The sequence below is a fragment of the Schaalia vaccimaxillae DSM 15804 genome (assembly GCF_000420425.1).
GTDB lineage: Bacteria > Actinomycetota > Actinomycetes > Actinomycetales > Actinomycetaceae > Pauljensenia > Pauljensenia vaccimaxillae.
On sequence record NZ_ATUX01000010.1, the window covers coordinates 40,240 to 54,256 of the forward strand.

At 60.6% G+C, this 14,017-nt stretch carries 10 protein-coding genes and 2 tRNA genes; all 12 read left to right on the forward strand.

What is annotated here, in order from left to right; translation table 11 throughout:
• Positions 1-19: 19 nt before the first annotated feature.
• The 12 genes from gyrA to G439_RS12715 all read left to right on the forward strand — a co-directional run bounded on the left by gyrA (position 20) and on the right by G439_RS12715 (position 14,003).
• A complete protein-coding gene (gene gyrA / locus G439_RS0109005; protein ID WP_022868855.1) occupies positions 20-2,698 on the forward strand; it encodes a DNA gyrase subunit A in 2,679 nt (892 codons plus the stop codon).
• Entirely contained in the window at positions 2,695-3,090 is a 396-nt protein-coding gene (locus G439_RS0109010; RefSeq protein ID WP_022868856.1) for a DUF3566 domain-containing protein, read from the forward strand. The genes gyrA and G439_RS0109010 overlap by 4 nt, the downstream gene beginning before the upstream one ends.
• A gap of 164 nt (positions 3,091-3,254) precedes the next feature.
• A tRNA-Ile gene (locus G439_RS0109015) sits at positions 3,255-3,331 on the forward strand.
• Between the two features lie 34 nt (positions 3,332-3,365).
• The gene (locus G439_RS12810; protein WP_022868857.1) at positions 3,366-3,500 is read left to right on the forward strand and encodes a DLW-39 family protein; all 135 of its coding nucleotides are present in this window, start codon (positions 3,366-3,368) and stop codon (positions 3,498-3,500) included.
• A 9-nt stretch (positions 3,501-3,509) separates the two neighbouring features.
• Positions 3,510-3,585 (forward strand) — tRNA-Ala (locus G439_RS0109025).
• A gap of 784 nt (positions 3,586-4,369) precedes the next feature.
• Positions 4,370-4,672, forward strand: a complete 303-nt coding sequence (locus G439_RS0109030; RefSeq protein ID WP_022868858.1) for a restriction endonuclease subunit S — start codon at positions 4,370-4,372, stop codon at positions 4,670-4,672.
• Positions 4,669-5,397, forward strand: coding sequence for a TIGR02391 family protein (locus tag G439_RS0109035; protein WP_022868859.1), 729 nt, complete (start codon positions 4,669-4,671; stop codon positions 5,395-5,397). Before G439_RS0109030 ends, G439_RS0109035 begins: the two co-directional genes overlap by 4 nt.
• Positions 5,394-8,528 (forward strand): type I restriction endonuclease subunit R, encoded by a 3,135-nt coding sequence (locus G439_RS0109040; RefSeq protein ID WP_022868860.1) that lies wholly within the window; start codon positions 5,394-5,396, stop codon positions 8,526-8,528. Before G439_RS0109035 ends, G439_RS0109040 begins: the two co-directional genes overlap by 4 nt.
• Entirely contained in the window at positions 8,528-9,934 is a 1,407-nt protein-coding gene (locus G439_RS0109045; RefSeq protein ID WP_022868861.1) for an RNA-binding domain-containing protein, read from the forward strand. Before G439_RS0109040 ends, G439_RS0109045 begins: the two co-directional genes overlap by 1 nt.
• Positions 9,935-10,013: 79 nt before the next feature.
• Positions 10,014-12,785 carry an ATP-dependent DNA helicase gene (locus G439_RS0109050; RefSeq protein WP_022868862.1) on the forward strand — a complete coding sequence of 924 codons (2,772 nt, stop codon included), beginning with the start codon at positions 10,014-10,016 and terminating at the stop codon, positions 12,783-12,785.
• Between the two features lie 683 nt (positions 12,786-13,468).
• Positions 13,469-13,720 (forward strand): hypothetical protein, encoded by a 252-nt coding sequence (locus tag G439_RS12710; RefSeq protein WP_207382277.1) that lies wholly within the window; start codon positions 13,469-13,471, stop codon positions 13,718-13,720.
• Positions 13,721-13,736: 16 nt separating this feature from the next.
• A complete protein-coding gene (locus G439_RS12715) occupies positions 13,737-14,003 on the forward strand; it encodes a hypothetical protein (RefSeq protein ID WP_207382278.1) in 267 nt (88 codons plus the stop codon).
• The last annotated feature ends 14 nt before the right edge of the window (positions 14,004-14,017 follow it).

Here is a 14,017-nt window from a genome sequence, read left to right on the forward strand (position 1 = left end):
AACGAACCGAAGGACACACGTGAGCGACGAGCAGAACACCGGGACCGAAGAGGTCGCCTACGACCGCGTCAAGCAGGTCGACCTGCAAAAGGAGATGCAGCGCTCCTACCTTGACTATGCGATGAGCGTCATCGTTGGGCGCGCGCTGCCCGACGTACGCGACGGACTTAAGCCCGTGCACAGGCGCGTCATGTATGCCATGTACGACGGCGGCTACCGCCCGACCTCGTCCTTCTCGAAGTCGTCGCGTGTCGTTGGCGAAGTCATGGGTAACTACCACCCGCATGGCGACGCCGCCATTTACGACGCGTTGGCGCGCCTGGTGCAGTGGTGGTCGCTGCGCTACCCGCTGGTGGCCGGCCAGGGAAACTTTGGTACTCCCGGCAACCTGGGGCCTGCGGCTCCGCGTTACACCGAGTGCAAGATGGCGCCGCTGGCCATGGAAATGGTGCGCGACATTGACGAAGAATCCGTCGACTTCCAAGACAACTACGACGGTCGCAACCAAGAGCCCACCATTTTGCCGGCTCGTTTCCCCAACCTGTTGGTCAACGGGTCTGAGGGTATTGCCGTGGGTATGGCCACTCGCATCCCGCCGCACAACCTGCGTGAAGTTGCCCAGGGCGCCCAGTGGTACTTGGATAATCCGGAAGCCAGTCGCGAAGAACTGCTCGAAGCGCTGCTCAAGATCATTCCCGGGCCGGACTTCCCCACGGGAGCCACCATTTTGGGCCGCAAGGGGATCGAGGACGCGTATCGTACGGGCCGCGGATCCATCACCCAGCGCGCGGTGGTCAGTGTTGAAGAACTTCAAGGGCGCCAGTGCCTGGTGGTCACCGAACTGCCCTACCAGGTCAACCCCGACAATCTGGCTGACAAGATTGCTCAGCTGGTGCGCGACGGCCAGATCAGCGGCATTGCTGATATTCGCGATGAGACGTCGGGCCGTACCGGCCAGCGCCTGGTCATTGTGCTCAAGCGTGATGCCGTGGCCAAGGTGGTGCTCAATAACCTGTATAAGCGCACCAGTTTGCAGGAGAACTTCTCGGCCAACATGCTGGCCCTGGTTGATGGGGTGCCGCGCACCCTGTCCATTGATGGTTTCATCCGCCACTGGGTCAACCACCAGATTGACGTCATTGTGCGTCGCACCAAGTTCCGCCTGCGCAAAGCCCAGGAGCGCCTCCACATTCTGGAGGGCTACCTCAAGGCTTTGGACATGTTGGACGAAGTCATTGCTTTGATCCGCCGCTCGCCCACAGTGGACGAGGCGCGCCGCGGCTTGATGGAGCTGCTGGGTGTTGACGAGATCCAAGCTGATGCGATCCTGGCTTTGCAGTTGCGCCGTTTGGCCGCCCTCGAACGTCAAAAGATTATGGATGAGCACGCTGAACTCACTGCGCGCGTCACTGATCTCAAAGACATCATCGCCACCCCTGCTCGCCAGCGCGAGATTATCTCCACGGAGCTAGGCGAAATCGTTGACAAGTATGGCGATGAGCGCCGCACCGCCATCGTTCCTTTCGAGGGGGAAATGTCCATGGAGGACCTGATCCCCGAAGAGGACGTGGTTGTCACCATTACGCGCGACGGTTTTGCTAAGCGCACCCGCACCGACAACTACCGTTCTCAAAAGCGTGGCGGCAAGGGCGTGCGCGGCACTCAGTTGCGCGACGACGACGTGGTGGAACACTTCTTTGTCACGACCACGCACCACTGGCTGCTGTTCTTTACGAACCTGGGTCGCGTCTACCGGGCTAAGGGCTATGAGATTCCCGAGGGTGGCCGCGATGCGAAGGGCCAACACGTGGCCAACCTGCTGGCTTTCCAGCCGGATGAACATATTGCGTCCGTGTTTGCTATCCGTGACTATGACGACGCCGACTACTTGGTGTTGGCGACCAAGTCCGGTCTGGTCAAGAAGACGCCGCTCAACCTGTATAAGTCGGCGCGCACCGGCGGCATTATTGCTGTGAACTTGCGCGAAGATGAGAAGGGGAACCCGGACGAGTTGGTGTCGGCTGCGGTCATTAACGCCGATCAGGACCTGCTGCTGGTGTCGCGTGACGGCCAGGCCGTTCGCTTTAACGCCACCGATGAGCAGCTGCGCCCGATGGGCCGGTCTGCGTCGGGTGTGCGCGGCATGAAGCTGCGTGGCGACGATGAGCTCTTGTCCATGGTGGTGCCGCGTGAAGACACGGACCTGCTGATTGTCACCGAGTCCGGTTACGCTAAGCGCACGCCGGTAGGCGAGTATCCGACGAAGTCGCGCGGCACGATGGGTGTGCGTGTGGGCAAACTGGTTGACGAGCGTGGTGGCCTGGTGGGTGCCCTGGTGGTTGAGCCCAACGAGGACGTCATGGTGATTACCGAGTCCGGCAAGCTTGTTCAGGTCAATGCTTCGGATGTTCGGCCCACTGCCCGTAACACCATGGGCGTGATCTTTGCTCGCCCTGATGAAGATGACCGCATTATTGCGATTACTCCCAACCCGGATCATGAGGACGAAGAGTCTGAGGATCAGTTGGCGGGTTCTGATGCGGATGGCGCAACCGGCTCGCAGGTAAGCGATTCTGACGCCGCCGGTGAAGGTCAGGACAGCGCAAACGAGGGCGACCTCGTGGCGAATGCTGACGAAAACGGCGGAGAAGCGGTAGCGTCTGAGGCAAGCGATATCGAGAAGGGTGACGACGAATGAGTGACCAGCTGAGCTCCGGCTCCAATACTGACGCTCCCCGCAGGGTTGACCTGGCGATTGCGCGGATCGATGCGTGGACCGTCCTGAAGGTGTCATTCTTGCTGTCTGTGGCCCTGGGAATCGCCATGGTCGTGAGTACGGTGGCGCTGTGGCTGATGGTGGACGGCATGCACGTGTTCTCTGCGATCGAGGACTTCCTGGTCAAGATCGGCGCCGAACAGTTCACCAAGCTGCTGGACTACGTGCGCCTGCCGCGAGTCTTTGCCTACTCGATCATTACAGCGATCGCCAACGTTGTGCTGATGACTGCGCTGTCCACCCTGGGTGCGATGCTCTACAACGTTATTGCATCGCTGGTGGGTGGCATCAAGATTTCCTTGATGGACGAGTGACTTTCTAATTGGGCCGGGTGGGTGTTGGACTGGTGGCGGGCGAGGGTCTGAGTGTGGTTGGACCTGAGCTTGCTGGACATCGTGTCTGACGTCACCCGGCTCAGTTTTGTCCACGTCGGGCCGCACATGTACGATAATTCGGTGCCCTTCGGGGGACGCAGATTGGGCCTATAGCTCAGTAGGTTAGAGCGCAGTCCTGATAAGACTGAGGTCGGTGGTTCGAGCCCACCTAGGCCCACCAATCCGTAGAACACGCAAGAAGCGGAGGTCACGCCATGAAGAAGTGGGTCGCAACCCTAGTTGCCGTCGGATCTGCCGTGGCCGTGGGCCTGGTGATCCGCCAAGTGGTGCAAGACCTGTCCGACAATGCGCAACTGTGGACGTCCATCACGGACAACCCTGAGGCCTAAAAACCTCCTGGGGCTATGGCGCAATTGGTAGCGCACCTGCTTTGCAAGCAGGGGGTTACGGGTTCGAGTCCCGTTAGCTCCACCAAAACTTTCCCTAGGTTTTCCTAGGGAATTTTTGTTTGTGGGGGAGTCTTATCGAATGGCGTTTAGCCGGTGGAGTGGCGTACTTTCTGTACTGCGAACCGCACCGAGGCAAAGCCAATCACATCAGCGTTGACGACCTCCTACCACGCCTCACCCGGCAAATGGGTTGAATGCCGCTGATGACATCGTCTTTGTCATCTACGATCAACTCGCTGATACCACCGTGCATCTGGGCGGTTCCCGCGTCAGATGGTGGTTTTGCGCGGATATGACCGGGCGCACGTTCACGCAAGGAACATGCGATCTCCTTAGCGGCGTGTGCTGGACTTGTTACGAGATTCATCTTTGCGATAAGCCACGTCCGGTGGGTAACCGTTCTCACGATGGCTAAGCAGCGTACCAGGTAGGATGAGAGCATGGAGGCCACCAAACGTACAACTGTACCTGCGCTTCGTGTGAGACAGTGGCTTGATGCCTGGGAGGACGTAAAGTTTGGCCCCAAAGCCCACCGACGGCGACCCTCAGAACATTTTTATGTCACATCGATAAAGGCGTCCCAGCTGCGCGCTCTTTGCGCCATCCATCGTCGCTCTTCGGAGCGTAGCGGTTCAAGAAAGTCCGATCTAGGCGTTCAGCGTCGGCATAATGAAGCTCGCAGCCGTGAGATAGCAGAGTTTGTTAGAAATGGGTTCCCTTGGTCCGCAATCTCGCAATCGGCGCGTAAATCTGGTGATTTTAATGACCTAAAAAAGCCTGGATGGCTGCCTACCGCGATCGTTGTCAATGTGTTGATATCTGAGGACGTACGCGAGGGTGGAGCAGTTGCTCCCGAGGACCTTGTGGAAGTAATCGACGATGGAGAGTCCGCGAGTCTGGTTTTTCCTGAAGGAATTTCGCCGACTTGGCGCCCCAAGAAAACCGCGCCCATTAGCGCTGCGCCGGAAGTGAAACAGTCGACGTTCGCGTTGCTGATGCGGGCGGAGAGTCTCCGCATTGAGTCGGATCGTCTGACCTCCCTTCGCGACGCGCTCCTCCCCGAACTGCTCTCCGGTCGCATGCGCGTCCGCGGCGAAGGATGGGCGGCATGAATGTGCTGAATATCGACTGGGCGCTCGAGGAACTGGACAAGTTCATCAAGTTGTCCGAGATGCGAATCCAGGGAGAAGGTTTCTACTCGCTGCGAGTTACTGTCGCTGATAGTGAGACACTGACGAAACAATGGGAAGTCGTCGAGCGAATCCTCGATCGTGCTGATCAGGGCTGGCGCGACAAGCTGGTTCAGCCTGGTGACAGAGACAGCGAGTGGCTGCCGATGCGAATGGCTGCTATACGAGCCCGCGAAGCTCTCGCGAGAGACGAAGAGATCCGCAAGAACCTTGGCGACAATGCCCCGGAGTTGTCGGCTGCTAATCTGCATCCGTGGGTCTGGGGCGGTGCTTCGTCATTGTGGCAGTCAGGGCACTACCGCGCAGCAGTTGAGGGCACGATCCGCAAGCTGAATGCTGAGACGCAGAACAAGCTTGGTCGCCGTGATGTGAGCGAGACAGACCTATTCAACCAGGCGTTTAGCGAACAGCCCGCTGCTGCGAAGAATCCGCGTCTGCACCGTATGCCGGATGACGGCAGTAAGACCTTCAAGTCGGTGCAGCGTGGTGCTCGCATGTTGGCCGAGGGTGTGTTTGCTGGTATCCGTAACCCGCTTGCGCATGAGGCTGACCGGGAGATGCCAGAGCAGGAAGCGCTGGAGTACTTGGCGGCGCTCAGTGTGCTGGCGCGCTGGGTAGATGAATCGACGTTGGAGGTTGCATCGTGAGCGCGTTCAACGAGAACACCGTCGAGCTGGCTGCGTTGGAGTACTTCGCGGAGCTGGGCTACCGCACCCTGCACGGTCCGGACATCGCTCCTGGCGAGCCGGGCGCGGAGCGGGACTCCTATGAGGAGGTGTTCCTCTGGGAGCGGCTGCGTGACGCGATCAGGCGTATCAATCCGGGGACTTCCCCTGCCCTCGTCGACGAAGCGATCAAGCGGGTGCGGCGCGCTGGGTCGCAGAGCCCGATCGATGAGAACTACCGGCTGCACCAGCTCATCACCGAGGGCGTGCCTGTCGAGCATCGGGACGCCGACGGTGCGCTGCGCACGACCAGGTTGTGGCTGGTCGACTTCGAGCGGCCGGAGAGCAACGACTGGGTGGCGATCAACCAGTTCACGATCGTCGAGAATGGTAAGAACCGCCGGCCTGACGTGCTGGTGCTCGTCAATGCTATGCCGTTGGCGCTGCTGGAGTTGAAGAACCCGACTGCCGAGCATGCGACATTGAAGTCGGCGTGGAACCAGGTGCAGACGTATCGGCAGGACATCCCGTCCGTGTTCGTGCCGAACGCCGTGACCGTGATCTCCGATGGTACGTCGGCGGCGATGAGTAGCTACGCTGGAGCGTTCGAACACTATGCGCCGTGGAAGACGATCGAGGGCCGCGAGGTCGTGAGCGACCGCCCGGCTCTTGAAGTGCTGATCAAGGGGGTGTTCGAGCCGAAGCGGTTCCTTGATCTGTTGCAGAACTTCATAGTTTTCAGCGACGAAACCGTCACCGACAAGGCCACTGGGCAGCCGACGCGGGTGCTGGTGAAGCGTGTGGCGAAGTACCACCAGTACTGGGCGGTGAATGCGGCGGTCGAGTCGACGGTTCAGGCGTCCCGGCCTGATGGTGATCGTCGTGGTGGCGTGGTCTGGCACACCCAGGGGTCGGGCAAGAGCTTCGAAATGGTGTTCTACGCCGCGAAGATCATGCGCGATCCCCGGATGGCGAATCCGACGCTGGTGTTCATTACCGATCGCAACGACTTGGACGATCAGCTGTTCGGGGAGACGTTCGCCCCTGCTCGTATCCTTCCGGAGACCCCAGTACAGGCCGCGACTCGCACCGATCTGCGGACGAAGTTGAAGCGCGCGTCGGGCGGCATCGTCTTCACGACGCTGCAGAAGTTCGCCCCCGGTGAGGATGGCGATGCCAACCCAGTGCTGACCGACCGGCGCAACGTCGTCGTCGTGGCCGAAGAAGCGCATCGCAGCCAGTACGGCTTCGGAGAGACGCTGGATCGTCACGGACGCTTGCGCTCGGGCTTGGCGAAGCACATGCGCGACGCCCTGTCCGGTGCCACCTATCTCGGCTTCACCGGTACACCGATCGAATCGAACGACAAGTCCACCCGCTCGGTGTTCGGTGACTACATCGACGTCTACGACCTCACTCGCGCGGTCGAGGACGGTGCGACCGTCAAGATCTTCTACGAATCGCGTCTGGCGAAGATCGATCTGTCCGACGACGACCTTGCAGCACTCGACGAGCTGGCAGACGAGATCACCGAGACCGTCGAAGAGGACGCGGCCACGGCAGCGAAGTCCCGCTGGTCGCGCTTGGAAGCCATCGTCGGCGCCGACTCGCGCCTCGACCTCATTGCCCGGGACATCGTCGAGCACTGGGAGAAGCGGCGCGAGGCGCTGCTCGGTAAGGGCATGATCGTCACGATGAGCCGTCGCATCGCGGTGCGCCTCTACGAGAAGATCACAGCTCTCCGCCCCGACTGGCACTCAGACGATCCGGCCAAGGGCAAGATCAAGGTCGTCATGACCGGCTCGGCTGCCGACCCGGCCGAGTTCCAACCACACATCCACTCCAAGGACGTCCGCAAAGACCTCAAGCTCCGGGCGAAGAACCCCGACGACGAGCTCGAACTCGTCATCGTCCGAGACATGTGGCTGACCGGCTTCGATGCGCCCAGCATGCACACGATGTACGTCGACAAGACCATGCAGGGTGCAGGGCTGATGCAGGCCATCGCCCGCGTCAACCGCACCTTCAGAGACAAGCCCGGCGGCCTCATTGTCGACTATATCGGCGTGTTCTCCAACCTGCAGGCGGCGCTCCAGGAGTACTCACCCTCCGACCGCGACCAGGCAGGCGTCCCCATCGACGAGATGGTCGCCGCCATGCTGGAGAAGCACGACATCATCCGGGGACTACTGCACGGCGTCGACTACGACTCCTCGCCGTCACTCACCGCCTCCCAGCGCTTGGCGGAGTACGCCAAGGTGCTCGACTTCGTCATGGCCGACCCTGACCGCACGAAGCGCTTCAACGACCAGGTGCTCGCGTTGGCCAAGGCATTCGCGCTGGCTGGAGCGCGTGACGAGGCTGCGGCGATCCGCAACGACGTGCGCCTATTTACCGACGTGCGTGCAGCCATTCTCAAGATCCAGAACCCCGACTCGGGGCGTGGCGGATCCGGGGTGGTCGAGATCGACACCGCGCTCGGGCAGCTGCTCAACGAGGCCGTCGCCGCCGACCAGGTCGTCGACATCTACAAGCTCGCCGGCGTCGAGACGCCAGAGCTGTCGATCCTCAGCGACGAGTTCCTCGACTCCCTCGCGGAGAAGGACAAGCCGAACCTGCAGATGGGGCTGCTGCGGCGCCTGCTCAACGACCAGATCCGCACCGTGCAGCGCACCAACCTTGTGCAGGCACGGAAGTTCTCCGAACTGCTCGACGAGGCGATCAACCGGTACACGAACCGGTCGCTGACGACGGCGGAGATCATCGCGGAGCTGCTGAAGCTCGCCAAGCAGATGCGCGACGACCAGAAGCGCCATGATGCGCTCGGGCTTCGCGAGGACGAGGTCGCGTTCTACGACGCCATCGTCCAGAACGACGCAGCCGTGCTCGAGCTTGGCGACGAGGTACTCAAGGAAATCGCGCAGAAGCTCGTCAAGGCTGTTCGCGAGTCCGCCACCATCGACTGGAACCTCAAGGACTCTGTGCGCGCCACCATGCGCACCAAAGTGCGGCGGCTGCTGGCACGCTACGACTACCCGCCTGACGCCGAAGCGAAAGCCATTGAACTGGTGCTCGAGCAGGCCGAGCTGTTTGCTAAGGGAGAGGCCGACTGATGCCTGAGCTCGACACGACCCGCGCGCCGCGAGGCGTTCTGGCAGCTCAGGCGCTTGTGGCAGCCGTCGCAGAGCAAGGTGACCTGGCCGAGCGTCACTACCTTGAGCTGAAGAGCACGCTTGATCTATCGACGAAGAAGGACAAGGAGAAGATCGCCAAGTTCATCCTCGGCGCTGCTAACCGTATGCCAGACGTGGCAGCTACGGCCTTCGAGGGGTACGGCGTCATGATCATCGGTGTGGCGCAGGGCGCTATCACCGGCATCCCGCCTGTCGAGATGATGGAGATCTCGAAGGTGATCCAGAAGTATGTCGGCGCCGCCGGCCCTCGCTGGGACATCGTGTGGGTGCCGGTAGAAGGGTCGACAAACCAAGTGCTCGTGATCATCGTGGATCCGCCGAAGCTTGGACAGGCGCCCTTCCCTTGCCGCGCGACTGGTGACTCGCTCACAGACGGGCGCATCTACATACGCGCTGACGGTGCGACACGAGAAGCAAACTCCGAAGAGCTCGATCTTCTGATTCAGCGTGGCTCGGCAGGAGCGCAGGTTGAAGTCGACTTCGCAGTTGAGATACTCGGTGAGGTTGCGTCCGTAGCCGTCGACAAGGAAAGCACCGTCGACGAGTACTTGAGCAGGATGCGTGCGCGCCTCATCGATGCGATGCCGAGGCCTGAACCGCAAGCGACGGATGCGGGTTCTCGGAGAGCTGGTCTCGCTGGACTATCTGCCTACAGGGCCGCCATCGATGGCTTGTCGCCAGTAGTGAGTGCCCTGATGGAGCCTGAGCAACGTTCCGAGGAGGAGTACCTCGAATCGATCGACCGTTGGGAGTCGAGGTTCCGCGCAGCATGGACAGCGGCGCTCCCCAAGATCGCAGCAAGCCAGCTTCGCCCGGCCATCGTCAGGATTACGAACCGGACGACGACGTTTTTCCACGATGTCGAGGTGAAGCTTCATCTCGAAGGAGACATCTTTGCGTTCGACTACAGCGAACCAGAGTGGGCGGACGACTTCTCTGACCTTGAGCTGCCGCATCCGCCGCGCGAATGGGGGCCGAGGCAGCGCTCACTTGGCATCCCGAACTACGCGAACATGGGCCAGTTCTACACGCCGAGCGCGACCCAGTACATCCCGCCCTCGATCAGCTACAAGAACGGCGGCTCGGTCGACCTCAACCTGGATGTGGGCGAGCTAAGGCCGCGCGGAACGTATGAGTCCGAAGACGAGGAGATCGTGCTGGTCGTCGCCGATCGTTCGCTTACGTCGATTCGCGGTACATGGGAGCTCACCGCTCGCGACCACCACGATGTTTACACAGGAGGGATCGACGTGGCCGTGGCGGGGAATCGCGACTTGACGGCTGTCGCACGTCAGATCCTGGCTCTGGAGGAGGCTGTCGAGTGAGGTCACGCTCCGTTCACTGGAAGCGATCGCGATCGCTCAACACGCCAGCGACGCACTCCCAGTCAGAAGGTCGTTCGGTATGGCAACGGTAGAGCAGCAGGTTCTGGACTCGGGCAACGCGATCGACCAGAACATCTCGGTGATCACGACCGACCGCGGGTTCCTGTCACAGAACCTGCTGCAATACCTGCGCCATCTCGTCGAGGGCCTGGTCGTCTATGCGCACGTTCCAGATCGGTCGGTCACGTACAACTACGAGACGCAGTTCTATGCCGCGCGGGACGCAGTGAACGGCGATGCCCGTTATCGCCTGCTGACGCGCTTCCACAATCTGCTTCAGATCAGCGTCTCGCACTACACCCTCGACCGGGATCCCTCTGAGCGCCTGATGCTCAAGTACTACGAGTACCTGCTACGCACGCGTGACCTCGCGAAGCAGCACCTTGGCCTGGACATCCTCCGGAATCTCGAGCAGTTCCCGCTTCATGAGGATCCGGCGCTTCGTGCGTACTACGAGAAAATTGCTGGTCGCATCGAGGCATCAAAGCACGACCTGCTGACTGGCAAGACGGAGCGCTACTACATCAACAGCTCTCGCCCGTTCTTCGTCGGCGGCCGAATCTACTACGAGGTCACCTTTAACCTCGCTCACAACCGGACGAGCAAGTTCGACCGGATCATCGGCTTCACCGACATAGACGTGAGCGACTACTATGCCGCGAAACTCGAGCTCGCGAACGACTCGATCGACGTACTTGGTCAGACGATGCCGATCATCATCGTGCGCGACTGGTCGGTGTCGATCCGTCCGTGCGAGTTCGACAACTTCGCTCGACTCCTCGGCCAGCAGACCAAGGTACAGTCAGGTCACGTCGAGTACCGCAACCTGATGCAGTACCTAACGCTGACACGTCACAGTCTGCTCGACCTCATTGACTCGTCAGACGCGGTGTACAACCAGGTGAAGACCTGGGCCCTCGCCAACGCTCAGCAGACGCCGATGATCTTCCCTGCACTGGACGCGGCGAGGGCTATCATGCAGCGGAACCTTCCAGGCACCCGACTCCTGCGCTACCTGATGCTCCGGATGAACAACCAGATCCTGAAGGCGCAGTACGACGTTGATCAGTGTAGGTGGCTCTCCTTGCTGAATGTCTCGAGTGGGTGCCGGCCGTTCGACACCATGCCGTTCTGTACGTCGCCCCGGAAGCACAACCCGAGGTTTGCTGACCTTGCGGCGAGCATCGATTCCTCGACCAGGAAGCATGAGCTACTTGCGCGACGGGTACGCGTCAACGTTGAGCAGCACGGCGTGATCTACACACCGGAAGGCGACCTTGAAGACCTCGGGGACATCGACGACCTGATCAGGTGCTACAACGCCGCTCTCCCGCCGACGCTACGGCACGCCCCACGCAAACTCCAGCGCGCCAACGGCCACGTTTTCATCACGGGGTATGAGGACGGGACGGTAGAGATCATCGAGCAGCTCCAGAAGATCGCCTCGAGTGGCATCGATGACTATGCGGACGATGTCGCCGCATGGCTCGACGAGAACGCGAAGCTTCCGGACGGTGATCCGCAGAAGGTTGACGATGAGATCAAGGCTGATGCCCTGCGGAAGCTCTTCGCCCACTCGAAGGTGGCCCTCATCTACGGAGCTGCAGGCACCGGCAAGTCCACGATGGTCAACCACATCGCGAACTACTTCGAGAGTGAGCGGAAGCTCTTCTTGGCACACACCAACCCGGCCGTCGACAACCTGAAGCGCCGCGTCGACGCTCCCAACGCACACTTCAGCACGATCTCGAAGCATGTGCGGGGTAACCGGGACACATCGGGTCGTTTCGATGTCGTAGTCATCGATGAATGCAGTACGGTCAGCAACGCTGCGTTCCTCGAGGTGCTCGCCAACACCGATTTCGATCTGCTGGTGCTTGTCGGTGATGTCTACCAGATCGAGTCCATCGAGTTCGGGAACTGGTTTGGCACAATTCGCTCGTACATCCCGCCAGAGTCAGTGCATGAACTGACACAGCCGTTCCGCACGACCGACGAGGCGCTCCTGACCCTCTGGGATCGCGTGCGCGACCTTGACGACCGGATCGAAGAATCGCTGTCGAAGAATGAGTACTCCAAGGAACTGGGGGAGTCGCTCTTCACGCGGCACGGTGCAGACGAGATCGTGCTCTGCCTCAACTACGACGGCTTGTACGGGATCAATAACGTCAACCGCTTCCTTCAGGCAAGCAACCCGAACCCGGCCTACCTCTGGGGTGAAGCTGTCTACAAGGTTGGCGATCCGGTGCTCTTCAATGAGACGGATCGCTTCCGTCCGCTGATCTTCAACAACATGAAGGGCAATATTGTCGGGATCAGCCAGGTGTCCGGGAAGATCACCTTCGACGTCGACCTTGGGCTCGGACGCGACGTGACAGCGATGGAGGCGAGGCTCTCGAACCTCCGCGTCGTCGGAGGCTCCGTGGTTCAGTTCGACGTCATCGAGCGCCCAGACACGGACGAGGACGATGACTCGACGACGACCATCGTGCCATTCCAGATTGCCTACGCGGTCTCGATCCACAAGGCACAGGGTCTCGAGTTTGACTCGGTGAAAGTCGTCATCACGGAAGCCAACGAAGAGAACATCTCGCACAGCATCTTTTACACAGCGATTACGCGGGCTCGGAAGCACCTCGAGGTCTACTGGACGCCGGATACTCAGAATCGGATCCTTAGCCGACTGGAAGTTCGCGAGAACAAGAAAGGCGAGAACCTGCTTCGGCAGCGTCGCGGAGTGGTTCCCGTCGCCAACGTGCCCAGGCGACAGAAGGCGCGTCAAAGACCGTAACTGCCTGGGGCGGGTCGCTGCTGGGAGTCGCGCTTCTCCGCGCTTTACCTGCGGGCGGGGTGTCGATCACTCGTGAGCAGGCTCGAACGAGGTTCCGGGTACTTGGGATGCGGCCGGATGAGGACGTCGTGCTGGGAAACGACGCCGTGTGATCGTTGACTCAGGAACCGAGCGAGCTAACCGAAGCTCCCGCAGCCATCGCCCAGATTGTCTCCAATAGGTACTGCCAGAACATTCTCGGGATGTTTGTTTTGGTACTGCGGTGTTGCCTTGGTTTCCAATTAGCTTCCATGTGATGCCTCGATCTCTTGTCAATTCGAGTTCCAGAAGAAGGACGAATGGCTGCGAGAGTCACAGTTGCTGCAAGGATTCCTGCGAAGGCGAGGGGGTCGAATCCTCTTCCGCTCGGGCACCTCAATCAACGAGCACTGGTTTTTTGTTCTTCCATTCTTCCCGCACCCTCCGACATCGACGAGGGCCGTCAGAGGTCTGAGGCGGGTCAGTTGACCAATCGGAGGACTGTCGGAGGCTGCGGATACCGTGAGTCTCACGATCCCAAGCGAGGAGATGTGCAATGACTTCCGACGCCTATCAGTTCCCCGTCGCGATCTTGCGGCTCAGCGAGGGGGAGACCTCTCGCTGAGCCGCAGAAGCAGGTGCACAGCGACATCCTGAAGCGGCTGGTGGCGACATCGGGAGTCACTCATCACTCATGGAGGGGCTTCTCGACGGGGTCGCTCGCGGGCCGCCGTGTGCTCTACGCCTGGCCGAACCGGATGCACCTGAATGGCCTGTGGGGCGTTGACGCTGACGCGCTTGCGGTCATTGAGTGGAATGAGGACGAGACGGCGGAGTGGATCGAAGACGCCAACCCTGTCCAACTGTTTCATGGTCGCACCGTTGAGCCTGTCGAGGGAGCGAACAGATCGACATGAGCCATTGCCGAACGGGGTGGACGGGATTCTCGAGCACATCGCGGCGATGGCGGCTGGATACTCGTCGGGGCTGAAGTGGAACGAAGAAGACAAGCTCAAGGCGGACATGATGAACCGGCCGGAGCGGTGGGCGCCGGTCACTGTCGAGCAGGTTCGTGCGAAGTGTCGGGCACTCGGCATGCGACCGGATGACGTCGATACCATCGCGGGGTTCCTGCAGCGGCTGAAGGAAGGTCGGCGCTTCAATGTGCGGAGTTCGTACCGGACGTTCCACTTCAACTGATCTGCGCCGCCCGC

Bases quoted from the DNA above. Each gene is read 5' to 3' on its own strand.
- G439_RS0109050 (WP_022868862.1), top strand. From the start codon at position 10,014: ATGGCAACGGTAGAGCAGCAGGTTCTGGACTCGGGCAACGCGATCGAC.
- G439_RS0109010 (WP_022868856.1), top strand. From the start codon at position 2,695: ATGAGTGACCAGCTGAGCTCCGGCTCCAATACTGACGCTCCCCGCAGG.
- G439_RS12810 (WP_022868857.1), top strand. From the start codon at position 3,366: ATGAAGAAGTGGGTCGCAACCCTAGTTGCCGTCGGATCTGCCGTGGCC.
- G439_RS0109035 (WP_022868859.1), top strand. From the start codon at position 4,669: ATGAATGTGCTGAATATCGACTGGGCGCTCGAGGAACTGGACAAGTTC.
- G439_RS0109045 (WP_022868861.1), top strand. From the start codon at position 8,528: ATGCCTGAGCTCGACACGACCCGCGCGCCGCGAGGCGTTCTGGCAGCT.